This is a genomic window from Kitasatospora sp. NPDC001095 (genome assembly GCF_053598615.1).
In genome coordinates this window covers 59,929-85,776 of record NZ_JBSFKQ010000007.1, presented here as the reverse complement: position 1 = coordinate 85,776, position 25,848 = coordinate 59,929, and the positions used below count along the sequence as shown (strand labels likewise).

Below are 25,848 nucleotides of genomic sequence, written 5' to 3'. Positions count from 1 at the left end.
TCCGGCTGAGGGCGGCGGTCCGGTCGGCGGCGGTCCGGCTTCTTCGCTCGGCGGTCCGTCCGACGGTGGTCCGGTTCCTCCGCCCGGCGGTCCGGGTGCTCGACCCGGCGGTCCACCTGAAGGACTGGATCCGGCGCTTCTAGCTGCTGGCCGTCAGGCCGCAGCACAGGCAGGTCGTATCACGTACCGGACGGTCCGCGAGGGCATCCGTCGTCAGGGGCTCAGCGTGGCGAACGACCGGATTCCGGAGATTCTCGAGGCCTTGCGGACCGACAGGCCACCGCCACCACGCCGGTGACTGTGCACTATCCCCACCTCCCCACCCTCCCCAACTCACCAACGGAGCACCACATGAGCACCACCGTGCTGGCGGACCGCGACATCGTTGCCGACTTCATGGCCGTCCTGGCCCGCCACCATCACGTCCACAGCGCCCAGTCACTGGGCGACGGCCGCTGGAAGGTCCGGCGGACCGTCGGCGGTCCGGTCGAGATCCTGAGCGGCGGTCAGACGGAGGAGCTGGTCATGGATCACTTGATCTCGGCGCTCGCCGCCCGTGGACTGGCCGGCGACGACGACTTCTGACTACCCGCTCTCCAGCCGGCCCCGAGGATGTGCCTGACTCTGGCCGCCGCCAACCGCCCCGGAATCCGGGCGCGTTGCCACCTACGGCGGAGCGAGCTATCCCCTTGGAGTGTCCTATCGGACACTCCAAGGGCTCGCCCCCGCCCAGGGCGGGGGAAGGGCCGAGTGCCGTGGCCGAGCGGGGGCGCTCGACCACGACACTCGGTTCGCCGCAGCCAGGGGGCATCGGCGGGCAGGACAACCGACAGGAACAACCCGAGATGACCGCCGCCGAGCCCGTCGCCGACGCCGCCGAGTCGACCGCAGAGCGCCGTCCGCGTCGCCGCTTCCACGAGCCGCAGCAGCGCCAGCGAATCCTGACGATCCGCGTGAGCAACGACGAGCAAGCCCTCATCCGCCGCGCCGCCGCCGATCGTGCCGAGACCGTCGCCCGCTTCGTCGCGAGCGCAGCGCTCACTGCCGCGACGCACCCCAACTCCACTCGCAACCCAGACGATCAGCTCGACCGTGCGATCGACGAACTCGCCGCCGCGCGCCGGCAGACCGCCCGCGTCGGCAACAACATCAACCAGATCGCACGGGAGCTGAACGCCGGCGGTCTCCCACACCCGGCCGATCTGGTCGCGGCGCTGACCGCGGTCCGCGGCGCCATCGCCACAGTCGACTCCACGGCAGCTGGACTCCTCAAGCAGCGGAAGAAGCACTGAACCCGAACATCACCCGCGGCGAGCGGACGTACGGTCTGCTGGCCTACCTCTACGGCCCCGGACGTAAGGACGAGCACACCGACCCGCACCTCGTTGCCTCCTGGGACGGCTTCGCACCCGACCCGGGACGCGATCCGAACGCCACGATCAAGCAGCTCCAGACGGCACTCGACCTGCGGGTCGACCAGCGCGGCCCCCGGCGCCGGTTGAAGAAGCCCGTGTGGCACTGCTCGGTCCGCACCGCCCCCGAAGACCGGCTGCTCAGTGACGAAGAGTGGGCGGTGGTGGCGCGCCGGGTCGTCGCCGCCACCGGGATCGCCGAGGACGGCGATCCCGACGGCTGCCGGTGGGTCGCCGTCCGCCACGCCGACGACCACATCCACATCGCCGCCACCATCGTGCGCGGCAACCTGCTCAAGGCGGACATCGAGTGCGACTTCCGCCGGGCCCAGGCCGAGTGCCGAAAGATCGAACGCGAGTGGGGGCTGCGCGAACTCAACTCCGGTGACGGCACGGCCGCGAAGGAGCCCACCAACCGCGAGAAGCACAAGGCCGCCCGCCTCGGCGAGGCGGACACGAGTCGGCAGCAGCTGCGCGACGCGGTCCGCCAGGCCCTGGCCGGCGCGGTGAACGAAGCCGAGTTCTTCACCCGGCTGGAGACAGCAGGCGTGCTGGTCAACCGCAAGATCGGCCCGTCCGGCGACACCCTCGGCTACAGCGTCGCCGTCGTCGGAGAGCACGACGCCACCGGCGAACCGGTGTGGTTCGGCGGGTACAAGCTTGCCCCCGACCTGACCCTGCCCAAGATCCGCCGCCGCCTCGCCGCTCCGGCCCCGGACCGTGGGGAGAATCCCGGTCCCGCGGCACAGGACGGTGGTGGCCGCACTCCGGCTGGCCGCCGGTCTCCGGCAGCCGCCGCCCGGCTCCGGGCGGCGGACACGGTCATGGAGGCCATCAACCTCCTGCACGGCGAGCCCGAGGACGCGGCCGGGGTGGTCGAGGCGACCGGGGAGGTGCTCGACGCCCTGGCGGCCACGGCCCTGCCAGCACAGAAGCAGGAGCTGCTGGCCGCGGCCCGGGCGTACGAGCGAGCCTCGCGCTCGCACGTGCGAGCCGCGAACGCCGACTCCCGTGCCGTGCGGGCCGCCGCCCGCGCGGTGCTGTCCGGCGGCTACACCACCAACCGGGGCCCGGACGCCACTGCCGCCGCCACCGTGCTGTCGGCGCTGATCCTGCTCGTGATCGCGACCAGCCGCTGGCACACCGAGCAGGGCCACCGCCAGCAGGCCGCCGCCGCCCTTGCGGCGGCCGACCGTCTGCGAGCGGCTTACCAGCAGGCCGCCGACCAGCCGCTGGCCGCCCTGCGCGAGCGCGGCCGCCAGCTCCCCGCCGCGGTGCGCGCACGCCTCGAGCAGGCCGTGCGCCGGGCGGTACCCGGTGAGGACGGTCAGCGGATGCTCGCCGAGCCGGAGTTCGACGCCCTGGCCGCCGCCCTCGCCGAGGCAGAGGCAGCCGGGCACGACCCCAACGCGCTGCTGGAGCGCGCCCGTTCATGGCGAGAGCTGGACACCGCGGGCTCGGTCACCGCCGTGCTGACCTGGCGAGTACGGCACATCGCGAAGCTGCCGCACCCCGCCGCGGGCAAGCCGGCCCGGATCACCAGCGCGACGGCCCCGGTCCCGCCCGCCACGACCGCTGCCGCCACGCGGCAGCGCCGCTGACCCGGCCGCCGACGGACGCCACCAGGGCTCCGTCGGCGGCCGAACCAACCCCACTTCGCCGCACCCACGCAGGAGACCGCCCTTGTCCCGCCCGACCGCCGCCGGCCACCAACGGCACCGAGCCACCAGCGCGGCCGACCGCGACTGGATGCTGCGCTGCTACACCCTGCGCGCCAGCGACTCGCTCGCCGCCGCCGTGGTCATGTACGCCGTGCCGCTGCTCGTCCTCACCCTCACCCACTCGCCCGGATGGGCCGGACTGGCCTTCCTACTGGAATGGCTGCCCCGCCTCGCCGCCATCGCGGGCGCCGGCCCCATCATCGACCGGTACAGCCCCCGCACCGCCGTCCTGGCCACGAGCCTGCTGCGCGGCTGCACCGCCCTCGCCACCCTGATCGGACTCGCCGTCGGAGCCGGGGCATGGCTGGTGCTCGTTTTCGGCGTGATCGCCGGCATGCTCGCCGAGGCCGCCTACCTCGCCAACGAATCCGTGGCCGCTGAAGCCAGCCGCCGGGCTGGCGAGCGCGCACACCGTGTCCAGGCCGTCCTCACCGGCACCGACCAGGCCGCCCTCCTGATCGGCCCGATGATCGGCGGCCTGCTGCTGCTCGCCGGACCGGCCCTGCTGCTGGTGGTCGTCGCGATCCTGTCAGCCGTCACCGCCACCGTCGCCGCGAGCGTGCGGACCCATCGCCCGCACCTGCACGTCGTCACCGACGCCGTTGCCCGCCACCCGCTGGCCAGCCTCGCCACCGGCATGGGCACCCTGCGCCGTACCCCCGCGCTGGCTTGGCTGGTCGGAGCGCTGGCCTGCGTCAACCTGGCCAGCGGCCTGCTCCAGGTTTCCGCCCCCGTCACCGTGACCCGGACCCTGCACCACTCCAGCGCCGCCGTCGGCGCGGTGTGGAGCCTCGCCGCCGCTCTCTCGCTGGCCGCGGTCGCCGTCGCCCACCGCGCCATAGACCGCTTCGGCCTGTTCGCCGTCGGCACGGCCTCGGCCGCCGCCATGTGCACCGCCACCCTCGCCAGCGCCCTGGCACCCAACCTCCCGCTCTACGCCGCCGCGGTCGGGCTGTTGATGGCGGGCGAGGGCGCGGTGACCGTAGTCCTGCGCACCGCCCGCGCCCGCCTCATCCCCGAGCGGGCCTTCGCCGCCACGCTCGCCACCACCGTCCTGTTCGTTCTCGCCCCGCTCCCGCTGGCCGGGCTCCTGGTCGCCCTGTGGCCCGCCGACCACCTGAGCCTGCTGGTCGCCGTGGCCGGACTCCTCGTCTCGGCTGGCACCATCGCCTGCTTCCGCGGACTGCGTGCCCACCGCGCGGCCTGGGAGCACCCCCACAACGCCGACCGGCCCCTGATGGCCGCTTGATCCGGAGGACACCGTGCCCGACGACCCGATCGCCTACATCGACCACGCCGACCTCACCGACGAGGACTTCGCGGCCTTCGAGCACCTGCGGGCCTACCTTCCCAACGCCCACCCGCGCTGGGAGCTCGCGTTCGGCGTCAATTCCTATACCACCGAAGGCCAGTGGGCGAGTACCGAAGTTCTGTTCCGGCTCACTGAGTCGCCCCCTGGGGCCGGACGGTTCGCGCGCGTGTACTTCGACGAACACGGCAACGCCCTTCCGGACCGACCGGCAGACCCCGTCACCTCGCCACTCGCAGAGAGCCTGGCCGGCCACCTGCCCGGCTGGTCGGTCCGGCCCCTGCCGCTCCACCCGGGCCGCGACCTCGCCGACCTGCACGACCGGGCCTGGTCCTGGTCCTGGCCCGGCTTCACCAGCACCACCGCTCCGCACACCGCCATCGCCCTCACCGGCCCCGCCGGTGAGCGCCTGCTCGCGGTCCGGCCGGGCGCCGACACTCCGCTCCTCGTCGGCCCGGCCCGGCCCGACGACAGCCACCACCTCTTCGGCGGCGCACCGGAGCCGACCGCACCGGACCGCTTCGCGAAGGAGCTGGATACGGCCACGGTGGCGGCCGAGATCACCGGCACCCTCGCACCGCGCTACCAGCAGGCCCTCTGGCGGGCCCGCTCGGAAGCCACGGCCAACGCCGTCCAAGGCCTCCAGGACCTGAGCAACGCCCTGGTCGGGGAGCACTCCTGGTCGGACACCCGAGACCGAAGGGCCCAGATCTTCGAATCCGAGCACGACCGCAACCGCAGGGCCTGGTACCACGTCGAGGTACTCCTCGACACCGGGCAGCACGTCGTCGCCGGCATCCGATCCGCCACCCACGTCGAGGACCACCTGGACCCAGCCGTCGGCCCCGACCTGCGACGCCTCGACATCGTCGAATACGCGCTCGCCCACCTCCAGGAGATCCGGGACGGCTGGCGTGACGCGAGAGCAGCCCTCGTCGGACCGCCCGAAAAAATCGAGCCCGTCCTGCGCCGTGCCGACGACCTGCGCAACCAGGAGGCCTGGCCCGTCGCCCAGCGGCTCGTGCAAGGCCTGCTGCCCGCACTGGCCGTGCACATCACGCCGAGGATCGGCACACCCGTCCCCGACCGGGACCAGCAGATGAAGGCCGCCCTCGCCCGCGCGAGCAACCTTCCCGTCCAGCCCTCACCCGCCACTGAGGCCGCGACCGCAGCACCGCCACCAGGCCGGCACCGCCCCACCCGCTGACCACCCACTCGGCCGGTGCACACCGAGCCCGAACCGGGCCGACCGACCACACAACCGACCTGCCGGAGAGACATATCACCCACAGCACCAATGACGCCGACGACGAGATCACCCACGCCCTCAGCACCTGGTACGACACGATCGCCGACGCCCCCGACGACAGCCACCCCGCAGCCCACCCCTCCCGCACCCGCGCGTGGACCGCCGCCTGGGAGAAGCTCACCACCGAGCAGATCGATGCCCACCGCCACCTGCACATCACGGACTTCGGCGCCGGCATCACCGAGACGGTGCCGTACTTCCTCGTCCCCGCCCGAGGCTGCCCGTACTGGTCCAGCCAGGAAACCGACGCGGGCGTCGCACCGGTGTGGCTCGGCCCGGTCCTCTACTCCGGCAGCCCCCACGGCCAGTACGGCGGCGCCGGAGCCGCCACCGACACCAGCGCCCGCCTGGCCACGCTCGCAGGCCTCCACCTCGCCGACGAGTACGGTGCCCACGCCGTCGTCTACTCCGGGCTCACCGCCGACCAGGCCGACCGCCTCACCACCGCCGGACGTCACGAAGGCGCCGCCCGCGTCCTCAACCTGGCCACGGACGTCGCCCACGTGCGCGACCTGCCCACCTGCGCAGGCCTCGACCACTGGTGGGACGACACCCCCGCCGGCCACCGCCGCGACGCCCGCCGCCAGTGGCGCCGCGCCACCGAGGCCGGACTGACCCTCGACCCGCTCACCGGCCCCCGGATGCTGTCGCACCTGGAGGAGTTCACCGCGCTGGCCGTCGGCACCGCCGAGCGCCACGGCACCGCCCTCTACGGTCACGACATGTTCGAGCATCTCGCCCAGGTCCCCGGCGCCGTCCTGCTCGCCGCCCGCCACCAGGGGCGCCTCGTCGGCGGCATGTACGCCTTCCTCCACGACAGGTGCCTCTACCTGTGGGCCTCCGGCATCGACTACCAGCACCCCCTCGGCCGCCACGCCTACACCTGGCTGATGACCGAAGCCCCCCGCTGGGCCATCGAACACGGCGCCCGCCGCATCGACGCCGGACGCGCCAACTACCTGGCCAAGAAGCGCCTCGGCTACCGGCCGACGGTCCTGCGCACCGTCATCCACCTGCCCACTGAGGCTGCCACCACCGCCGACGCCCTGACCACCCTCTCCCGCCGACTCGGCGAACAGGCCCTGCGCCACCACCCCGACCTGCACTGGTGACACCCCCGCACGCTCACCCCCCGGAAGGACCACCTCCTGACCAGCACCACCCCGACCCTCCTGCTCGTCTCCTCCGGCGACGAGCAGTACCGCCGCTACACGCTGGAGCAGATCGCCGAGCACCACCGCGTCGTCCTCCTTGCCCAGCACGAGCCCACTTGGCAACTGCCGTACATCGCCGACCACCAGGTCACCGACACCCGGGACCCGGACCAGGCCCTGGCCGCCGCCGAGCGCCTCGCCCGGCACCACCGCATCACCGGGGTGCTCAGCTGGGACGAGTACGCCCAGCCGAGCGCCGCTCGCCTGGCCAGCGCCTTCGGCACCTTCGGCAACTCCGAGGCCACCGCCCACGCCTGCCGCAACAAGGCTGCCAGCCGCGCGGCTTTCGCCGCCGCCGGTGTCCCCTCCGCGGCCAGCGTCCGCGTCGACTCCTTCGACCAGGCCCTCGCCGCCGCCGAGGGCATCGGGTACCCCGTCGTCGTCAAGCCGACCGCTGCGGCGGGCAGCATCGGGGTGCGCCGGGCGGATGATTCCTTCGACCTCGTCGACGCCTACACCCAGGCCGCCCTCCACGCCGACGACGGCTTCGGTGTCCTCGTCGAGGAGTACCTGGACGGGCCGGAGGTCTCGGTCGAGTGCGTCACCGTCCTCGGCGTGACCACGCCCGTTGCCGTGACCCGCAAGCGCCTCGGGCCCGCGCCGTACTTCGAGGAGACCGGCCACAGCGTCGAAGCGGGAGACCCGCTCCTCGCCCTGGTCGGGCCCACCGCCGTACAGGCCCTGGATGCCGTCGGCTTCGCCAACGGCATCTCCCACGTCGAGATGCGACTGACCGACGGCGGCAACACCCCCCGCCTGATTGAGGTCAACGGACGCCTGGCCGGAGACCTGATCCCCCACCTGGTCCGCGAGGCCACCGGCATTGACCTCCCGCTCGCCGCCGCCGACATCGCCCTCGGCTTGCAGCCCGACCTCGCCCCCACCAGGCGCCGAGCCGCGGCCATCCACATGGCCTACGCCCCCGCCACCGGCCGCCTCACCCGCGCCACGGCGGACCCCACGCTGAGCGAGCAGCCGTGGCTGGAGCGCCTGGTCTGGGAAAAGCAGACCGGTGACCACGTCGCCCTGCCGCCCGCCGGCGACCTCGGCACCGCCCGCGTCGCCCACCTCGTCGCGCGCGACACCACCGCCGAGCGCTGCCTCCAGCACCTCGCCGACGCCGCCTGCCACCTCGACATCACCGTCAACTAGCCCAACGAACAAGGCCCGGGGCCGGAACGCACTGCGTTCCGGCCCCGGGCCTTCGTGGTAGCGGGGACAGGATTTGAACCTGCGACCTCTGGGTTATGAGCCCAGCGAGCTACCGAGCTGCTCCACCCCGCGTCGGTGACAGTGACTCTACGGCAGCTACGACGTGGGGCGAAATCAGCGGACGGACACGTTGTACGTGCAGACGGAACTGGGGTGTCCCACGTGTTACTTCCAACTCCCCAGAGCGCTCGGTGCAGGCAGTTGGCTCGTGAAGGTGAGCGTGCCGTCGAAGGTTGCCGCGAGCCATGCCGCCCAGGTGTGACCGAGCCGACATCGGCAAAACAGACAATATGGAACAAGATTCTCTTTGCGGGATGTTCTATCCCGTACATCACGAGTTGGGGGCTCCTTGACCATGTCTGACCGCAGCGACGACCTGCCTGGCTTCACCCACTTCCGCTTCGGCCAGGAGCCGCAGCCAGCCGAGCCAGTTCCGAGCACCCTGGCTGTCCCGCACCCCGGCCCCCTGAGCCCTCGCGGCATGCTCATCTCCTGCGCTCAGTGCCAGGCGACCTGCGACTGGCTCCTCATCCACGTCCACCCCAACCTCGTCTTCGTCCGCTGCCGTTGCGCACACGAGTGGCGCGAGACGGACCTCGAGGTTGGCGATGTCGCCGGCGCCCGGCACGACTCCTTCGAGGAACGCGAGTGGGACTCGTTCGAGGAGATGTACCGCGGCCTCGGATTCGACGGCCTCTTCCGCGGGGCGTACTTCCAGTAACGAGCGGTCTTGCATCCGATGCAACATTCATCGGATGCCGCGAAGGGTCTCGGCCTGGGCTTCATCAAGGGAGCCGACCGAACCCGGCCCCCTTGATGCCCCTTCCAGGCGGGGAGGAGCATCCAACGCAACGATGTTGCGTTGGATTCAACGTGAACCGAGTGCTCGATCTGCCCGGTGCGTCCCATCTGGTGTTGGCGTCCGGGGCCAATCGGTGCGGCGCTCGGGCCCGGAACACACCGGGGTCATGGGCGGAGAGCGGCGTCGAGGTACGCCTGCACCGGCGGGAAGAACCCCTGAGGCACGTACTTCGGCAGTGCGCCGTGCTCGACCCACGCCACCTCGGCGATCTCCTCGGGCGCAATCACCTCGGCGACACCGGCCACTACCTGGCACGCCACGTAGAACAGGTACCGGCCGGTGTCCGGATGGCGCCGCTCTCCGAGCAGTTCGGAGAAGGCGACGTCGAGCCCCGTCTCCTCCCGGGTCTCGCGGGCGGCGGCAGCGTGTGGTGTCTCCCCGTGTTGCAGCTTTCCGGCGGGAAGTTGCCACAGGAGTGTGCCCTCACGGTTGCGGCGGCGCACCAGCAGCACGCGGTGGTCCTGAACGACCACCGCGGCGGCGATGTGAGGCCCTTCCGGCGCCTGCGCCGAGTTGGCGCCGACGGCGGGGATCGGTTGGCCGGTGCCGGTCATGATGTGCTCGTCGGGCCGCCTGGTCGGCGCGTTGAGACGCAGCTCGGAGGGGAGTGGCGGGAGACCTGCGAGCCCGGTGGCGAGCCCGGTGTCGTCCAGCCCGGCCAGCGGTTCCAGCTCGACCGCCTTGGCTAGGATCTGCCGCAGCTCGCCTTCGATCGTCCCGAGGTCCAGTTCCTGGCCTGCCACCGTGACCCGCCACGACGCCGCATCAATGCGTTGTGCCGGCGGCGGCGGGAAGGTAGAACCGATCCCCTGCTCCCACTCAGCCGTGGTCGGCCGGGGGTGGTGGACGACCCACTCGTCCAGGTACTCGTCGAAGTGCTCGGCGGCGTCGCGCACCTTGCGGTCAAGTACCGCAGCGTCGTTAGGCACCTCAAGCAGACCGCACAGGTACTTGCCGCGCTGCCCACGCCAGGCCCGCCCCTCCGACGTCTGGCTTGGGAGCGGCCTGCCGATGATCGGCTTGAGCATCTTGGAGACCTTCGCGGTGTACATCAGGAAGGACTCCAGCAGCATCCACGCCTTCGGGTCGGGCGGAACCTGGCCGGTGAGGTTGGCCGCTTCACCCAAGGTGGCCAGGGCGTACCGGACGTCCCGGGCCAGCCAGGTCAGGTAGACCCGACGGGTCCAATCGCCCTTGATTGCATCGGTGTTCACGACCGACCATCCTGCCCTGGAACGCAGTCCAGCTCACGTCCTTTTGCCCGTAGCGACGTCCGAGACGTCGTCTACTCCACCGTGAGCAGGGCGAGGAGAAAGGCCGGGGCCAGCCGCCGCATCGCCTCGCGGCCGTCGTCGTCGGTGTCCGCGAGCGTGGTGTTGAAGGCGTCGGCCATGAGGATCAGCTGCACGGCGGTGGCGGCCTGCTCCGCTGGCGTAGGGTCCGGCTCGGACAGCCCGGTCAGCAGGAAGGTCCGGCTGGCCCCGAAGATCATGCCCATCGCCCACTGTTCGGTGGCCTCTGCCGGTTGGCCGGCGGACAGCTCGGCCTCGACGGCCGCGCAGCTGGTTTCTGCCCAGGGCGGGATTTCCCCTGCTGCTGTCCAGGCTGCTTGCAGCCGCTCGATCGGGGTTGCCCGGGCCACGGTGTAGAGGTGGTTGGCGATGCTGTCGGCAGGTAGGCCCGGGAGCTGGTGTTGCGGTGGGGCTGCCAGGGCCGCCAGCGGGTCGCGGGGATCGGTCTCCAGCAGGTGGGCGGCCCACTGCGGGGTGCCGTCCGCGACAGTGCTGCGGGCCGCCCGGGCGAGCGTAGCGGGGGTCATCTCGCTGGGGCCGGCCATGGCTGTGATCGCCGAGTGGAACAGGAAGTCGGTCCTGTCCAGTGGGTCGGCCTCGGTGGCTCCCGGATCAAGTTCGGTGGCGAACTGCCACCCTGGGGCGAGGTTCGGCCTTGCCCGGACCTGCCGATCGATCGCCTGGACGCGGCGCTGCACTGCGGTAAGGCGGCGCTCCTGGGTGCCGGCCAGGTCGGCTGCGCCGTCGTACACCCACTCCTGGAGATCACCGTCCACCGGCATGGGACCGAAGCCACGGCGCAGCTGCTTGGCCAGGTCCTCGGCCGGGCGGGCGAAGGCGTGGCGAACGGTCTCCTCGGGCACGGGCAGGCCCGCGCCGAAGGCCCTCAGCGCGAGGTGGCTGCGGTCCGCGCCCTGGCGGCGGTTCTGGGCGAGCCAAACCACCAACGCGACCAACTGCTCGTCCGCCGTCGAGGAGCTGCCACCCGAGGGGCGGCCGGGGTAGTACCGGCGGTGAGGAGGGAGCAGCGGGTTCGGACGGCTACGCCAGCGTTCGAGATGGCGCGCCGACACCTCGGCGCCGTGCTGTGCCGCGAGGTCGATCAACCGTCGGTCGGCGGGGCTGGGGGAAGTTCTGGCCATGAGGCGAACGTAGTGCCGCCGCGTGGGCTCTGGCCGGGCTGTGGCGAACACCAAGTGGACGGCCGCGGCCCGGTGTAGTGTCCACCCGCCGTAGAACCCCCCGAGGTTCCCCCGGTTTGGGCTGAACGCCACTTGCTTCGATGAAGACACGAGGCCGGAGCAACCGGCCGGTGGCGCCAACGCGCGCGGGAGGGGCAGGAGATGGCAATGGACTCGATCGGCGCGGGGCAGGTCCGTGGCGCGGAGGGGGAGTGCCGTAGGACGGCTGGAGTCCGATGGCGGCGGTACCTGCGGATGGCCGGCATCAGTGCGCTGAGAGGCGCGTCGTCAGCGGCGGGGGCGGCGGCCGTCAGCGGTGCGCTGTGGTGGCTGGGGCATCGGTGACGGACCGCGTAGGAGCCCGGATGTTCCCGTTGCCGGGCGTTCTCGGCGCCCGGTTCTGATCAGCGAGGGGAGGGCCATCAGACCAGGACACAGCGACTGCGGGCCCGCACCTATGGTGCGGGCCCGCATGGGTCTTCGTGCCCGGTAGGGCGCCGCTCAGCAGGTTCCGTAGCGGACAGTGCAGTTGACGGCGTTGACCGCTTCGACCTGCCCGGCGCGCTCCAGACGGGCCAGGCTGAGCCGGACCGGACCGGGCCGGGCTGGCGGCCGAGGCGGCGTGCCAGATTGTCGGCGTTGCGCGGCAGGGGGAGGCGTGCAGCAGGGCGAGGACATCGGCGTCAGTCAGGTCGTCCCAGGATCTGGCGGCGCCGAGCGTGAAGATGGTGAAGGAGCCGCAGTCAATGAGGGAGCCTCTGTCGACGGCGTGGTGGGCGAGGGCGTTGTAGGCGCCGAGTGCGCCGAACCCGCTGGTGCCGGTGATTCCGGTGACCAGCAGGCCTCGAACGAACAGCTTGAGGCGGCGGTTGTTCTGGGGGCGGATGGTGGGCTTCGCGGGCTGCTAGCTCCCGGGCGAAGGGCAAGAGGGGCGACGGGACCGGAGTGGTGATCAGCTGGACTTGTCGCGCTGGCGGGCGATGCGGCCCGCGGCGAAGGCGATGGTCGTCGCACGCTGAAGCCGCTGGAGCTTGACCTGGAGGACGATCTGCTGAAGACAGGTCAAAAGCAGGGTTAGGGTGAGCAGGGTCGCGTGGAGGCCCACGCAGACCGTGGCGGTGAAGGCAGTGGTGACGGCCCCGGCGATGGCAAGGTACTGCGCGTCCGCGAGGTTCTTGGTGATGTCGGATTCGCTGGTGCTGCTGTCGGCGGTGATGACGAGGCCCTTCGAGATCAGCGGGTGGTGCGGGTGTACATGGCGGTCAGCAGATCGAGGACCAGCTCGACCGGTGCGTGACGGTCGAAGGCCGCCTTCCAGCCGGGATCGTGGGCGGTGCCGGTGACCGCGATCGTCCAGGTGTCTGCGGTCGGGTCGTCGGGCGCGTAGCCGAGGTAGACGCGTGTGTCGGGGGACGCGGCGTGGATGGTGCCGCGCGGGTCGATGACCCAGCTCCACTTGTGGAGGGCCAGGAAGTCGCTGATCAGGTAGGGGCTGCCCTCGCCGGTCAGCCATTTCCGGTGCTCGATGCGGCCGCCCGGCGCGAGGCCGGGGACGGTGGGTGCAGTGACGGCGACGGTCATGATGATCGCCTTCCTTGTCGAAGGCGTCCATGGTTCCTTGCCGATGGCCGATATACGTAGTTTGTGGTGTCTGCCGGAGGCGAACAAAGGGCGCTGCGCGACGAGCGACCCCCAGGCCGAGCGGGGCTCGGTGTCCTGTCTAGATGAACCCGGCGGAGTCTCGGTGAGCCTGGCCAGTGGTGGACCACTCGTCTCGGTGAAGTTGGCGAAGTTGGCGGACAGGGTTGTGCCAGCGGGAGCGCCGCGGCGGAGGGTTGCCGGCCTGGCTGGGGAAGGGGACCGTGGAGCGGTTGGCCTCGGTCCGGGCCGGGAGTTCGGCGAACCTGGCGGCGAGGTCTGCCGCACCGAGCCCAACGCCTCGGCCGGCGTCTTAGCGTGTTTTGCGGATGGCATCGGTGGCGGCCTTGGCGATGGCGGCGGGAGCACTGGAGGGCCGGGGCAGGTGGAGCAGGGTGGTCCCCGGCAGGTGGCGGGATTCCGCGGTGAGGGTGAGCTGGAGTACGGCGCAGCCGGCGGCGGTGAGGCGTTTGATGCGGGTGACGGCTTGAGCTGTTTCGTTGCCGGTGTAGTGGGCATCGGTGACGATCACGAGGAGGCGGCCGGTGCCGGGGCGGCTGAGGTCGAGGCCGTGGTCGAGTGCGTCGATGGCGTCGCCGAGGTTGTGGTTGCCGCCGTTGGCATCGAACGTCGTCACGCGGTCTGGGGCCTGGTGGGTGGGCCGGGTCAGTGCGGTCAGGTTCATGTCGTAGGCGATGGTGGCGGTGCGGGAGTCGGGGTCGGTCAGGGCCGCGGCGCGGGCCACGATCCAGGCAGCGGACGCGACGGGCCCGCAGGCGGCCGACATGGAGCCGGAGACGTCGACGGCGATGCCCACTCGCAGCGGTGGGGTGGGAGAGTGGCGGCGGCGGGTGTGGGTGAACGGCTCTGCGGTGGGTATCGATCCGGCGGCGCGCTGGGCGTCGCGGGCGAGGGCCCTGCCCATGTTGAGGCGGCCGGGCGGGGTCGGGCTGGTGGTTCGCTCCTCCGTGCGCTCGCGGTAGGCGGCGGCGCGAAGTGCTCGGCTCAGGCGCGCGGCGGCGGTCTGCTCGGCGGCGGTGGGCCGGCGGGTGCCGGTGACGGGGTTGCCGGAGGGCACCGGTGTGCCGTCGGGGCTGACGGTGGTGCCGCGGGAATTGAAGACGGACCGGGCGGTGGCGGCGGCCTGGCGTCGCCGGCCGGCCTGCTGGGCGCGGTCCTTGGCCTGCGCCTTGGTCTGCGCGGCCACGGCGTTGGTCGCGGAGACTTGTGCCGCGAGGTCGGCGGCGTCGTTGGCGGCCATGTTGTCCATGACGACCACCACGGCGCCGGACAGTAGATCGGTGAGGTCCTCCGGCACGGGCAGCGCGGGGGCAGCGGTGTCCAGGGCGTCGCACCAGTCCTGGGCGTGCGCGAGCATGGTGGTGGCGTCGTGGTCGGCGCAGCGATGGGCTGCGGTCCAGATGCGTGTGAGGGTGGCCAACAGGTCGGTGCCCAAGACCTTCTCGCACAGGTCGGCGACGGCCCGGGTCTCGCCGGCGTCCAGGATGCCGGCGTCCCGGCGGCCGAGGATCAGGGCCGCCACGCTGGCGGCGTGCTCGATGCCCTGGACGCTGGGGTTGGCGATGTCGGGCATGACCAGGGTCCGGGCGCTGGTGCGCAGGTACGTGCGGTCGGTGGGCCGCCTGATCAGGTGCGCGCCTTCGGCACGGCTCTCCTCCAGCAGGAGCGCGGCCTCGACGGCGCGGGGATCCGCACCGGCCGGCTGCTCCCATACGGAGTGGGCCGCATGGGCGGCCTCGTGGACGAGCACTCCCCAGGCGGCGGGATAGCGCTCCTCGTCGCCCACGATCCGCGGATGGACCTCGTGGGGTTGGAGGGGGGCGAACAGGCCGGAGTCGAACTCGATCTCCGCCAGGCCGGGGAAAAAGGCGGCCGGTGCGCCGCTGCGGGTGCCGGGGCGGCAGGTGACGAGCAGGTCCTGGCGGCCGGACAGGGCGACCAGCCGATCGCCGAGCTCGGCTCCCACGCGCAGCCACGCGGCCGGGGAGGAACGGTGCTGTGCGGGCGGGGCGCCGTCGTCGTCCCAGCGCGTGAGGTCGGAATCGTCGTCGGGCGCGGTGACGGAGGACTGGACGTGGCCGTGGGCGCTCATCGCTGGCGGCCCCGGGGCGCGGAGCTGGTGCTTCCCGGGGGCTGCCGGGCGGCCGAAGCGGTCGCGGCGGGGAGCTGCTTGCCGAGGGTGAGGGGAGCGACCTCCTTGACGCCGGCAGCCTTGATGACGGCGGCGGCGACGGCGTCGCGGTCCTCGATGGGCGCGATGCCGACCAGGTTCGCGAGCGCTGCCTTGGTGCCGAGGACGGCCTCCGTTTTCTGGTAGCTGATCAGCTCCCGCAGCTGGGGGGCCCAGCCCAGTTCGCCGAGCTCGACCTGGCGGGCGAGGTTTCGGGCGACCCGGACCACCCGGGCATCGATCCGCAGGGCCAGGGCGAGGTCGTAGTCCGTGCCGACCTGGATCTGCACGCTGAACCGGGACGCCAGCGCCTCCGTCAGGATCGCCCCGTGTACGCCCGGATTGTGGCCCGCCACCACGAAGAAGCCGGGCTCGGCCGTGACGGTCTCGCCCTTGTGCGCCTTGACCTGGATCTGGCGGCGCCCGTCCATCGCCGGATACATCGCCGACAGAACCTTGGGCGAGATCAGGGTGGCGTCGTCGATCAGCAGGGCGCGGCCCTCGGTCATCGCGGTGACCAGCGGACCGTACTGCCAGACGTAGCCCCCGCTGTCGTCCAGCGTGTAATCGCCGATCAGGTCGCCGACCGTGGTGTCGCCATCGCCCGCGACGGTGAGTAGATCGGGGAACGCGGCCTCCACCAGGGACGTCTTGCCGGTGCCGGGGGGACCGTAGAGCAGCACCGGCACGTCGGCGTCGCGTAGACGATTCAGCGCCTCGACGTCGGGCAGGTCGGCCAGCTCGGGGGTGGTAGAGCTGGCCTCCCGCGCGGCGGATAGGGCCGCCGTGCTTGGGCGTGTTCGCTGCGGGAGCGGTCGTGCGGGCCGTGGCCGCGGCGGCGCGGGGAGAGTGGGTTCCCGGTGGACTGATCACCGCGGTCTGCGCGGCTGCCGTGGTTTTCCCGTTCGCGCGGAACTGCGGCTGTCCGGTGCCGAGCTGGTCGGCTTCGCCGCGTCGCACCAGGGTGAGGGCGGCGTTGCGGACGGCACCGTGGGAGTGGCCCAGCCGCCGGGCCATGTCCCCGATGGTGAGCGTGTCCGCCGGCTGGTCGACCAGCAGTTGGGCCACCTTGGCCCGAAGTTCGCCGCCCTTGGTGCGTGCTGGAGTGCCGGGCGGTCCGGGTGTGGTCAAAGCGAGGATCCTTCAACGGGTCTGCGTGCGGGCGGGGTTGGCAATGTGCTGGAAGTCGGGCCGCTCTCGGAGCGGATCACGGACTGTGCCGACGTCGGCGACCGGCCCGGCAGGGGGGCGCACCGGACCGTCCGCTCACGCAGGCAGGAAACACGGGTGTTCCCGGCAGGGGCGTACCGTCGGCGCTCAGCGGCCGGCCGAGGGCTCGGTCCAGGCGCACGGGGTGGCTGGCGGCGAGCAGCTCGCTGGCTGCCGAGCAGGCCCGTGCGTCCGGTCCGTGTTGGTTTCCGTCGCTGGGCAGGCGCAGCCAGGAGTCTCTTCGAAGCCGGCCTGGAGCAGGATCCGCCGGGCGGCGGCGTTGTAGCCGGTGGTGGTGATCTCGCTGGTGTTGGTGTGCCGGATCGTCACGAACGGCTGGGCGGTGCGCTCTGCTGGCGCCGCCGCCTCGTGGACGGGCGAGGGCCCTGGGGCGACGAAAGTGTGGGCCGCCGACAGGGATTCGAGCGCCTCCATGCGGCGGTCGTGTAGGTCCTCGTCAATCCTGGCCAGGGCGTGCATGAGCGTGTACGCGGGGACGGAGCCCGGGTCGGGGTGAGTCTCGTCGAGGTCGGGATCGACCGCGGTACGGGCACGGGCGATAAGCCGCTCGGCGGCGTGGAGCAGGCCGCCGTCCTGCAGGAGGCGTTCCAGGAGTTGGTCGAGCTGATCGGTGTCGGCGGTGGTGAGGTGGTCGGCGAGTTCGTGCAGTGTCGCTGCGCTGACCTTGACGTTGGCGACGGAGTCGAGAGGATGCGAGATCAGGATTTCTCCGTGTTGTTCGGTTCGGGGGGTTGGAGGGGCTTGCGCGGCCGGTGCCAGCCGTGTTCCGGGTGCGGGACTCGGCGGTGCGGGGCCGTCCCCAGACGACACGGAGCTGGTGTCCTACCAGGTGGAGGGCACGCTCCCGGTTCGGCGTGGGAGACATGATCGGTCTCCACTGGGACAAGATGGTGGTCACCGCTGTCCGCACGATCTATGGGCGTGACGAGACCACCGGCCGGCCGGTGGTGCACACATCGGTCGACGTTGAGGCCCAGTCGTCAGGTTCTGAGAGCGCCAACGCCGTACTGGGGGACTCCCGTCAGCCGTGAGCCCCAGAATCGCCGTGATCAACGAACGAATCGCAGTCCATCCGCCTCAACGATCACGGCGAACTGCGTGCCAGGGCTTGTGACTCCGCAACCTTCACCGAGACCGAACACTCGGCCTGGGGCACAACACAACGTCGTTGATGTGAGGTTGTGGGCCGTGGCAGCTACCGGGAGACTGTGTGGCGCTCAATGCTGGGGGAGGTCGCTCGCGCCGGGGCGGTGGTTCCTGCGGGCTGCGCCGAGCGAATGAGGGCGCTTCCTGCGTGCGCGGCCAGGGCACGGCTGTTGCCACGGATCGGGGCTACCGGCTTGGCGGTGGCCCGCGCGGGCAGGGTACGCAGGTCGGCGCCGTAGCGGCGGACGGGGTTCGGGTTGACGACGGCGCCGTACAGGGAGGACACGAGGCGGGTCGGCGTCGCCGAGGACGCGGTGATCCACCAGCGCTCGTCGTCGGTGCCTCCGGTGATCACCCATCGGGCCTTGGTGCCGGCCAGTTCGGCCTCCGCGTCCAGGTCGCCCGGGAGGTGGTGGGCCTCGGCATACCCGTCGGGCGACTGCCACGGGAGGTGGGAGAGCCGCTCGTCCTTGACAGCGTGCCAGCCCGCCGCGACGAGGGTCTCGTCGAGGGCGGTCGGGTAGGTGTCGGCCAGGTAGTGCTCGGGGCCTTCTGCGTGGGCGGCGACGAGGTCGGTGGCGAAGTCGGCGACGATCTCGGCGGGGGTGTTGTGATCCATGGTGACGAGCCAGTCCGGAGCGTCGTGGAAGGGGTTCGCGGAGGCCACGACCTTCCACAGAGGTCCGGGGGCTTCGGGGAGGAAACCGAACCGTATTCGCAGGTCCGGCGAGGCCGCGTACACGTTGGCCGCCGGGTCGTCGCCCATGAGCCAGCGGGCATTGGCGAGTCGGCCGATCGCGGTGTCTGGCAGGCCGGCGCCGGGGGCGAGATAGCGGGGGGAGACGAAGTACTCGCGCCAGGCGTTTCCTCTGTGGTGGGGGGAGTTGTTGTCGGGGGAGGACGAGATCAGGGAGTTCTCCGGGGCGATCGCGGGGGCGTGGTGGTGTCGGGCCGTTCGGTCGAGGCTTGGGTCGGCGCGGGCAAGCCGGAGGTGGTTCGGGCCGTCGCGGCATCCTGCGGGCGGAACGTCTGGTCGGGCCCGGGGTGTTGGCGGCGGTAGGTGTCCACCAGGACCGGGGCGTGGTCGGCCCACTCGTTCATCTCGTGCCAGATGTCGGCGGCGATCTCCTCGGCCAGTGGGTGGTCGAGGTCGTGGGCCAGCGCGATCAGGTCGTCGATGCGCCGGAAGCTCGAGTGGTAGGCGGTGCTGAGCGCGCGTCTGCTGTGGACGACCTTCGGGTCGGCCGGGTCTGCTTCGATCGCCATGCCGACCCGGAGCAGGAAGCCGGCCGCGTACGGGAGGATCGCCTTGTAGTGCTGCCAGGCGGCCAGGTCGCGGGCGACGATGCCGTGGTCCCACCCCTCGGTGTCCACGATATTGCCGTCGGCGTCGCAGAAGCCGTCGTTGATGGCGTCCCAGTCGTCGGCAGCCCGCCGGATGCCGCGGGCCGCAGCCTCGACGACGGCGATGTACTCGGAGACGGCGTGGATGGTCGGGGCCTTGCGGGTCATCGGGTTTGGCGTCGTGAGGTGGGCTGGCCGGCCTCTCCGGGCGGCTTCACCGCCGGCGGCTTCGATGGTGCGGCGGTGGTGCGCGTTGCAGCGGCGATCCTGCGTGCGGGCGCGGGGGCGGCGAGCGGGGCGATCGTGGCGTGGGGCCAGTGGTACGGCGGGACCTCGGCCGGGCGGCGAACCACGGGCGCTGGGTCGGCGACGGCCCGGTACATCGCGGCCACGACCACAGATGGGGAGCTTGGCGAGAACTCCGCACTCCAGTGGTGGGGGCTGTCCTCGGGGCCACCGAAGAAGCTGTACCCAGGCGCCTGGTGCCTCGGGTCGCTGCTCTCGCCGGAATGCAGCTCGCGCAGGGCGAAGCTGGCCAAGGCGTCCGGCGGATCGTGGATTTCGTAGCCGCCGGAGTGCGTGACCCTCCAGCCCGGTGCGGGCGCCCATCGGCCGAGGCTGATGCTGACGTCGCGGTCAAAGGGGCTGCCGGGCCAGTGCGGATCCTCTCGGAGCGCGACCGCCAGGGCGGCGACGGTGGGCAGGACGAACTCGACCGGAGTGTGTCGGCTGATGGTCGCGTGCCAGAGCAGGCTCCCGTCGAGGAGCTCCGCGCTCAGCGTCAGGGCCGGGCGGGTGCTGGACCAGCGGGCCTCGTGGACCTTCGCGCGGTTGCACGGGCTGACGGCCTGCACGCCGTGGCCGTGGGTGGTGACGAGCCAGCCGTGGTCGTGGCGCAGGGTGTGGAGTACCTCCTTGAAGTCGGCTGGGCCGCCGGCGAGATAGGGCGGTGCGATGGCCACCAGGCGGGAGCGGGGATCGGAAGTCATCGGGCGGGTCTTCGGTTCTGCGAGGCGATGCTGGCGCGCGCGGTGCCGGGCATCGGAGAGGGCGTGGGGCTGCCCACCGGACGAGGACAGGCTTGGCGGCGGCGGGGGAAGCTTGCGGGCAAGGCGTTCGTGCAAGGGGAGTTCAGCGCACCGGGGCGGCGCGCGAGGTGCTGGCCGGCGGTGGTGGTGCCGAAGGCCGGGTAGGGCTGGCCAGCAATGGGGAGGCCGAGCGTAGGCGTGCGGCCGAGGGCCTGGGGGCGGGCGGAGGCTCAGCGAGGCGGGCGGCGGTCTGCCGCAACAGGTGGTACTGCTCGGGGCGGGGGAGAGCGGACAGGCTCCGCAGGTGCCGTGGGGCTTCGGGGTCGAGGAGGGAACCGGTGCCGAGCCCCGCGGTGAAGAGCAGCGCCTGCGCGGTCGCGACCTGGACCAATGACGCCCTGTCGTAGCCGGAGACGTACTCGGCGGCGCAGGGGAGGACTTCCGCCAGGCCTCGCGTGTCGTCGTCCAGGCCGTACTCGGTGACGGCGAGCACAGCGCGCACGGAGTCGCGCAGCGCGGCGGGGTCGCTGTCCGAGTACGACCAGGGGTCGCCCCAGGGCAGGTCGGTATCCGGGGAGAAGTCGGGCAGTGCGCCGCGCAGCGCCGTGTCGTAGCGGGGCAGGAGCCGCCCGGTCACGGCCGCGGCGGCGCGGACCGGATCGGGGGCCACGGTGATGCCGTGCGGGGAGAGGTGCTCGACGTCGTCCGTCGTACGGCCGAACACGGCCGGGAGGAGAGGGGCGACGATGTACTGTCCGGTGTGCGGGAAGGGGCGGGGAAGGACGAGCAGCTCGCGGCCGGCCGGACCGCGCAGTACCCCGGCGCTTGAGTACACGAACTCGCCCAGCGCCCAGTCGGCGTGGGCGAGATCCCAGAGCCTCTCATGGAGTGCGTTACGGGCAGCCGTGGTTGGCAGATCCATGATGTCGGCGGCCCAATCGCCTGGCAGGCGAGGCGCGAGCGCCTGGGTGAAGGCGGCCAACGCGCGGGCACGTTCGGTGTGTTGTGCTTCGGCTGCCCTGCTGGAGGCAGTGCTGCTCATCGGCGACTCCTGGACGAGCCGGTGGTTCCCGGCTGCGAGGCGGCCGCGACAGGGGCCTGCTGCAGTCGTACGGGGCGCGTGAATCGCAGGCCGGCGGCGGATCGCCGGTTCAGGGTGGCTGTACTGCCGGGGGCGCGGAGGAAGGGGCGGGCCTGGCCCACATCCTGTGCCCAGCCGTGGCGGAGCATGGGTGTGGTGATGGTGGCGCGGTCGCCGGGACCGGCCAGGTGGACGGGTTGGAGGTGGATGTGCGATGTCGCGGTCAAGGGTGCCCTGGGTGAGGTGGTCGGGGGCGGGATCAGCGGGAGCGGGGCCGGCCTGCGGGCGGCGGTGGAGCTGACCTCGCGGCGAGGCGCGGTGTGCCGGTGGCCGGGATGGTGCTCTGGCGGGCGGCGGCGGCGCGGGCGCTCGGCGAGATGACGGGCGGCAGCGGAACGCTGGTGTCTCGGGTCCACGCGTACGCGGAGTCCAAGCCGGCGAAGCCGCCCTCGCGTACGGTGTACGTGTCGTCGTCGACCTGCCGCCGGCTGTGGAAGACCCGCACCGGTGCCTCGGCAGAGGACGGCGCGGTGTCCTCGGCGACGACCCAGACGTCGTACGGCTCGCTTTCGTCGGTGTAGCTGTTGTGCACGTTGAACCGGTTACCGGAGCAGCGCAGGAACTCCTCGATCTGCCGGGTGAGTTGGTCGGCAGGGTCGAGGGGTGCGGCAGCTGGGGCGAGCTGCTTGGGGTCGGCGCCCCGGGCGATGAGCCAGCGTTCGGCGAGCGGTACCAGCGCCTCAGTCTCCATGGCCGCCCGGATGGTTCCGGCGGTGTCGTCGCGCTCCAGATGGATGGCGACGATGTCGGGCGTGCCGGGGACGTCGTAGATCGCGGACCTGTCGAAGGCGATCACGTAGCTGGTGCGCATACGGGAGGAGGGATCGGCCCGGTGCTGCGCGGCGAGGAACAGGTACTCGCTCTCACGGACGGCGAGCTTCGAGAGAACCTCGTCGCTGTCCTCGTCGGCGGGCTCCAAGTCGTAGATGTCGGGTCCGAAGCCGAGGACGGAGCTGGTGGTGGGGGCGATGGGGGGCTCCTGGGTCAACGGTGTCGAGCTACGGATCGGCTGGTGGGCGTGGCGGAGGCGGCTGATGGGATGGGGCTCACCGTGCTGGTCCGTGTGCTGCGCGCTGTGGCGGCGGCGCGGCGGGCCGCCGTCGGGGTAGCGGGGGTGGTCGCCCGCGCCGCCTGGGCGGCAAGCCAGGAACGGGCGTCGGCGCCGTCGCCGGTGTGGTGCAGACGCACGGTGTACGTGCCGGCACGCTGGTCGCGCGTGATGACGGCGGCGATGTGGCGGCCTTCGACCGAGCCCAGGACAGTGCTGGTCCGCAGACTGCGGGCGTGTTCCACCGCGAAGTCGGCACCGCTGTGGTGCAGGACTAGGGCGCCGACGGCGTCGTCCGCGGTGGCGGGGTCCAATCCGGCAAGGCCGAAGTCGACACTGCCCGGCGGGGTGGAAGCGGTCACCGGCGTGGGGCCTGGTGCGGGGCCGATGAGCTCTGGACGGACGCGACGGAGCTGCCTTCGGTGTCAGGCGTAGCGGTACTGGTGACGCGGGAGCGGGCGGCCACGGCTCGGGCCGTGGCCGGTGTTCCCGAGAGGCGTTTGGTTGCCTCCTGGTAGAGGTAAGTGGCCTGGGCGAGGTGCTCGGTGGCGAGGTCGAACCTGGCACCGGCGGTTTCGAGGTCCGTTCCGCGCGATCGAAGGGTGCCGAAGTGCCGGATTTCCCGGTGATCGCCGGCACGGATCGGGCTGAGAAGTCCGATGACCTCGGCGGCTGATCGTCGTAGCTCCTGGTCGAGGCCGTCGAGCCGCTCGGCCTGACGGGAGACCAGCGTCGCCAGCGTCCGCAGTTCGCCCGGCTCCGGGTGCCTGCGGAGCAGGTCCTCGGGTTCGGTGCCGAGGCGCGCCAGGACGGTGAGCCGGCCCGCGAAGGCGGGGGTGCCGTCGACCAGCTTGGCCGGGGTCGGGCCGGTGGTGGGGCCCTTGCTCATCGTGTCCGCCCCGTGGGCTGTGCCGAGTGCACGCGGGCCGCTGCCGAGGGGGTCGTGTGCTTGGCGGGTGCTGCTGCTCGGTTGGGGGCCGTGGAGCCGGACTGGGCGGCGTGCACGCGGCTTCCGAGCGGGGTGAGGCGGAGCTGGTATCCGGCGCGAGGTCCCGCGTTCTTCTCCTGCACAACGAGGCGTCGGCTGATCAGCGAGTTCACTAGGGAGTCCGCCGTGGCCGGGTGGATGTGGGGAGCGTCGGTCGAGACCGTCCGGATGGTGCGGCTGCCGTGCCTGGAGAGCGTGATCTGGCCGCGGGCGACCGCGTCGAGGGCTCGTCGTTGGGCATCGGTGAGGTCAGTCACCGGCTCAGCCGAGGGGCTGGGGGTGGGGGCGAGGACCAGGTACAGGTCGGTGGCGGCGTCCAGCCGTTCGAGCAGTTCGCTGCGGCGCAGGGCGAGCGCGTCCAGGGACTGGGCGGTGGATCCCAGGAGCCCGTTGGCCTGCGCCAACGTCTCGTCGCGGCCTTCGATGACCAGCTCCATGTCGTCCCGGATCGAGCGGGCGAGGCTCATCAGGCGTTCCTGGACGTGGTCCAGGCGCCTGGTGACGGTGCGGATCTCATCGCTGACCCGGCCGAGTGCGGTGTCCTCGCTCTCCCGCCAGCCGGCCAGGTCACCGAGCCGCTCGACGCGGAGCTTGCGCAGTGCCATGGCGGTGCCGACGCGGGTCGAGGGAGCGCTGGGCGGCTGGGTCACGAGCGGCCAGTGCGGTTGGCGGCGACGGCGGCGAGTCCGACCTCGACGGCCTCGGCCAGGGTGTCCACCAGCGGGGCGCCCACTGCGGCCAGGCGCTCGGGGCAGTGCAGGCCGCCGGTGTGCAGCACCGGGACGGCGCCCACAGCGCGGGCGGCCACGGCGTCGTCGGCGCTGTCGCCGATCACGATGACGTCGGCCGGGTCGATGTCGGGGCCGAGGGCGGCGAGGTGGGCAGCGAGCGCCGGCGCCTTGGTGGAGACGGAGGGGCCGATGCGGCCGTCGATCCGGTCCATCAGCTGGCGGATGCCGACATGCTGCACTTCGTGGAGCAGCCGCTTGTGCGGGGCGAGGGAGAGCAGGGACTGGCCGATGCCGCGGGCGCGCAGGCCCAGCATCAGCTGTCGGACGCCCGAGCGGAGCTTGACCGGGCGCTGGTCGAGCACGGCGAGGAAGGCGGCGTCGTTGCTGGCCCACTCCTCGTCGGAGATCACACGGCCCAGGAGATGGTCGTAGAACGAGCGGATCGGAACCCGGTGCTGGGAGCGGTAGGTGTCCACGCTGACCGGCTTGCCGCCGAGGGCGGGAAGAGTGCTGTTGAGGGCCGCGACGTGGTCGCCGAGATCGTCACGGACGGTCCCGTTCCAGTCCCAGACGATGCGGATACGGGCGGCGGCGGTGGTGCTGGCGGTCAAGCGCTTGTCTCCTGAGAGGTGGTGGGGTTGGTGCTGAGAAGGTCGGTACGGAGGAGGACGGCCGCGGCCAGGACGGCGGCGAACACCGCTACGGTGGCGATGGGTGCGGTGCCGTGTGCGGCGAGACGGCCAGCGACGGCGGTCCCGATGGCCTGGCCGACGCCTATCACCGCGACCAGCCAGGCCGCGGCCTCGGTGGCGGTGCCCTTGAGGGCCAGGCGGTCGCAGAGAAGGAACGCGCAGGCGAGCAGCGGGGAGAGGTAGAGGCCGGGTGCGACGCTGAAGGCGACGGCCGCCAGCGGAACGGTGGCGAACACCATCGGCGTGAACGACAGTGCGTACCCGCCGGCCGCCGTGAGCAGCTGGCGCTGAGGCGAGAACGGCCAGGGGGAGCGGGTGTAGGCGATTCCGCCGGCCAGACTGCCGACGGACAGCGCCGCGGGCAGCAGCCCGGTCAGCCAGCTGGCCCCGGTTCGGTCGGCGAGGGCGACCGCCAGGACGTTGAAGGCGCCGAGGTTGACGCCGAGGCAGAGCATCGCGGCGAGCAGGACCAGCAGGCCGCGCAAGCGCAGAGGTCCGCTCCAGTGGACCTCGCGTTGCTCGGCGGGCGGCCAGCTGGCCGGCGGTCGGGTGGCGACGATGCCCGTGCCGAGGACGCCGATGACACCGCATGTCCACAACGCGACGGCGGGAGAAAGGAGTTCACACGTTACGGTTGCGGCCAGGGGCCCCGCGACGAAGACGATCTCCTGGCTGATGCTGTCCAGGGTGAAGGCCACCCGCTGTTCGGCCGGATCGGGCACGAGGCGCGGCCACAGCGCGCGAAGTCCGGCCTCCAGCGGCGGTGTTGCGGCCCCGGCGAGTACGGCGAGAGCGCCGGCGGAGACCGGCCGAGCGGCCAGGTCGACCACGGCGAGCAGGCTGAACGCCACGAACGCCACGCTCGCCGCGACGGCCGAGACCAGTCCCAGCAGTGTGCGGTCGACGAGACGGCCGAGCAGGGGCTGGCCGATGGCGCCCGCCAGCCCGTAGAGGGCTGCGAGGACGGCCCCGAGCAGGACCGGTCCGCCGGCCGCGCGTACGGCGAGCAGCAGCGCAATGGGCGCCATCGCGGTGGGCAGCCGGCCGATGAGGGTGCCGGCGAGCAGCGCGGGCACGTGGGGGCGGGCGAGGACGTCCCGCGTGGTGGGGCGGTGGCGGGAGCTGGAAGCGGGGTGCATGCGGGCGGCGGGGTCTCCTG

The 25,848-nt window shown here is 72.1% G+C and carries 23 protein-coding genes, 1 tRNA gene and 1 pseudogene; 8 read left to right on the top strand and 17 right to left on the bottom strand.

Annotation, left to right across the window (positions count from 1 at the left end):
* The first annotated feature begins 351 nt into the window (after nt 1–351).
* The 7 genes from ACWDBB_RS09175 to ACWDBB_RS09145 all read left to right on the top strand — a co-directional run bounded on the left by ACWDBB_RS09175 (nt 352) and on the right by ACWDBB_RS09145 (nt 8,117).
* Nucleotides 352–585 (top strand): hypothetical protein, encoded by a 234-nt coding sequence (locus tag ACWDBB_RS09175; RefSeq protein WP_449788963.1) that lies wholly within the window; start codon nt 352–354, stop codon nt 583–585.
* Between the two features lie 260 nt (nt 586–845).
* Nucleotides 846–1,292 (top strand): plasmid mobilization relaxosome protein MobC, encoded by a 447-nt coding sequence (gene mobC / locus ACWDBB_RS09170; RefSeq protein ID WP_449788962.1) that lies wholly within the window; start codon nt 846–848, stop codon nt 1,290–1,292.
* A gap of 206 nt (nt 1,293–1,498) precedes the next feature.
* A complete protein-coding gene (locus tag ACWDBB_RS09165; protein WP_449788961.1) occupies nt 1,499–3,013 on the top strand; it encodes a relaxase/mobilization nuclease domain-containing protein in 1,515 nt (504 codons plus the stop codon).
* Nucleotides 3,014–3,095: 82 nt separating this feature from the next.
* Nucleotides 3,096–4,382 carry an MFS transporter gene (locus tag ACWDBB_RS09160; RefSeq protein ID WP_449788960.1) on the top strand — a complete coding sequence of 429 codons (1,287 nt, stop codon included), beginning with the start codon at nt 3,096–3,098 and terminating at the stop codon, nt 4,380–4,382.
* Between the two features lie 13 nt (nt 4,383–4,395).
* The gene (locus ACWDBB_RS09155) at nt 4,396–5,649 is read left to right on the top strand and encodes a hypothetical protein (protein WP_449788959.1); all 1,254 of its coding nucleotides are present in this window, start codon (nt 4,396–4,398) and stop codon (nt 5,647–5,649) included.
* Between the two features lie 290 nt (nt 5,650–5,939).
* Complete coding sequence (locus tag ACWDBB_RS09150; RefSeq protein ID WP_449788958.1) at nt 5,940–6,863, top strand: GNAT family N-acetyltransferase; 924 nt, start codon at nt 5,940–5,942, stop codon at nt 6,861–6,863.
* 264 nt (nt 6,864–7,127) lie between these two features.
* Nucleotides 7,128–8,117, top strand: coding sequence for an ATP-binding protein (locus ACWDBB_RS09145; RefSeq protein ID WP_449788957.1), 990 nt, complete (start codon nt 7,128–7,130; stop codon nt 8,115–8,117).
* Between the two features lie 55 nt (nt 8,118–8,172).
* Here ACWDBB_RS09145 and ACWDBB_RS09140 read toward each other — a convergent pair.
* Nucleotides 8,173–8,249, bottom strand: a tRNA-Met gene (locus ACWDBB_RS09140).
* A 283-nt stretch (nt 8,250–8,532) separates the two neighbouring features.
* Here ACWDBB_RS09140 and ACWDBB_RS09135 point away from each other — a divergent pair.
* Complete coding sequence (locus ACWDBB_RS09135) at nt 8,533–8,898, top strand: hypothetical protein (RefSeq protein WP_449788956.1); 366 nt, start codon at nt 8,533–8,535, stop codon at nt 8,896–8,898.
* Between the two features lie 245 nt (nt 8,899–9,143).
* On the opposite strand, the gene ACWDBB_RS09130 is transcribed toward ACWDBB_RS09135, so the two are convergent.
* From ACWDBB_RS09130 to ACWDBB_RS09055, 16 genes and pseudogenes are all read right to left on the bottom strand, one after another.
* Complete coding sequence (locus ACWDBB_RS09130) at nt 9,144–10,253, bottom strand: NUDIX hydrolase (RefSeq protein WP_449788955.1); 1,110 nt, start codon at nt 10,251–10,253, stop codon at nt 9,144–9,146.
* A gap of 71 nt (nt 10,254–10,324) precedes the next feature.
* On the bottom strand, nt 10,325–11,473 hold the full coding sequence (locus tag ACWDBB_RS09125; protein ID WP_449788954.1) for a hypothetical protein: 1,149 nt from the start codon (nt 11,471–11,473) through the stop codon (nt 10,325–10,327).
* 1,272 nt (nt 11,474–12,745) lie between these two features.
* On the bottom strand, nt 12,746–13,093 hold the full coding sequence (locus ACWDBB_RS09120; RefSeq protein ID WP_449788953.1) for a DUF317 domain-containing protein: 348 nt from the start codon (nt 13,091–13,093) through the stop codon (nt 12,746–12,748).
* Nucleotides 13,094–13,463: 370 nt separating this feature from the next.
* Entirely contained in the window at nt 13,464–15,263 is a 1,800-nt protein-coding gene (locus ACWDBB_RS09115) for a hypothetical protein (RefSeq protein WP_449788952.1), read from the bottom strand.
* A pseudogene (locus tag ACWDBB_RS09110) lies at nt 15,260–16,409 on the bottom strand (AAA family ATPase). Before ACWDBB_RS09110 ends, ACWDBB_RS09115 begins: the two are co-directional and overlap by 4 nt.
* A gap of 249 nt (nt 16,410–16,658) precedes the next feature.
* Nucleotides 16,659–16,880 carry a hypothetical protein gene (locus tag ACWDBB_RS09105; RefSeq protein ID WP_449789086.1) on the bottom strand — a complete coding sequence of 74 codons (222 nt, stop codon included), beginning with the start codon at nt 16,878–16,880 and terminating at the stop codon, nt 16,659–16,661.
* 886 nt (nt 16,881–17,766) lie between these two features.
* A complete protein-coding gene (locus tag ACWDBB_RS09100) occupies nt 17,767–18,483 on the bottom strand; it encodes a DUF317 domain-containing protein (RefSeq protein ID WP_449788951.1) in 717 nt (238 codons plus the stop codon).
* A gap of 140 nt (nt 18,484–18,623) precedes the next feature.
* Nucleotides 18,624–19,229 (bottom strand): hypothetical protein, encoded by a 606-nt coding sequence (locus tag ACWDBB_RS09095; protein ID WP_449788950.1) that lies wholly within the window; start codon nt 19,227–19,229, stop codon nt 18,624–18,626.
* The gene (locus ACWDBB_RS09090) at nt 19,226–20,050 is read right to left on the bottom strand and encodes a hypothetical protein (RefSeq protein ID WP_449788949.1); all 825 of its coding nucleotides are present in this window, start codon (nt 20,048–20,050) and stop codon (nt 19,226–19,228) included. Before ACWDBB_RS09090 ends, ACWDBB_RS09095 begins: the two co-directional genes overlap by 4 nt.
* A 142-nt stretch (nt 20,051–20,192) precedes the next feature.
* Nucleotides 20,193–21,131, bottom strand: a complete 939-nt coding sequence (locus ACWDBB_RS09085; protein WP_449788948.1) for a hypothetical protein — start codon at nt 21,129–21,131, stop codon at nt 20,193–20,195.
* 298 nt (nt 21,132–21,429) lie between these two features.
* Entirely contained in the window at nt 21,430–22,218 is a 789-nt protein-coding gene (locus ACWDBB_RS09080) for a hypothetical protein (protein ID WP_449788947.1), read from the bottom strand.
* Nucleotides 22,215–22,640 (bottom strand): hypothetical protein, encoded by a 426-nt coding sequence (locus tag ACWDBB_RS09075; protein ID WP_449788946.1) that lies wholly within the window; start codon nt 22,638–22,640, stop codon nt 22,215–22,217. Before ACWDBB_RS09075 ends, ACWDBB_RS09080 begins: the two co-directional genes overlap by 4 nt.
* Entirely contained in the window at nt 22,637–23,167 is a 531-nt protein-coding gene (locus tag ACWDBB_RS09070; protein ID WP_449788945.1) for a hypothetical protein, read from the bottom strand. Before ACWDBB_RS09070 ends, ACWDBB_RS09075 begins: the two co-directional genes overlap by 4 nt.
* Nucleotides 23,164–23,916 carry a hypothetical protein gene (locus ACWDBB_RS09065; protein ID WP_449788944.1) on the bottom strand — a complete coding sequence of 251 codons (753 nt, stop codon included), beginning with the start codon at nt 23,914–23,916 and terminating at the stop codon, nt 23,164–23,166. The genes ACWDBB_RS09070 and ACWDBB_RS09065 overlap by 4 nt, the downstream gene beginning before the upstream one ends.
* The gene (locus tag ACWDBB_RS09060; RefSeq protein ID WP_449788943.1) at nt 23,913–24,608 is read right to left on the bottom strand and encodes an HAD family hydrolase; all 696 of its coding nucleotides are present in this window, start codon (nt 24,606–24,608) and stop codon (nt 23,913–23,915) included. Before ACWDBB_RS09060 ends, ACWDBB_RS09065 begins: the two co-directional genes overlap by 4 nt.
* On the bottom strand, nt 24,605–25,828 hold the full coding sequence (locus tag ACWDBB_RS09055) for an MFS transporter (protein WP_449788942.1): 1,224 nt from the start codon (nt 25,826–25,828) through the stop codon (nt 24,605–24,607). The genes ACWDBB_RS09060 and ACWDBB_RS09055 overlap by 4 nt, the downstream gene beginning before the upstream one ends.
* Between the last annotated feature and the right edge of the window lie 20 nt (nt 25,829–25,848).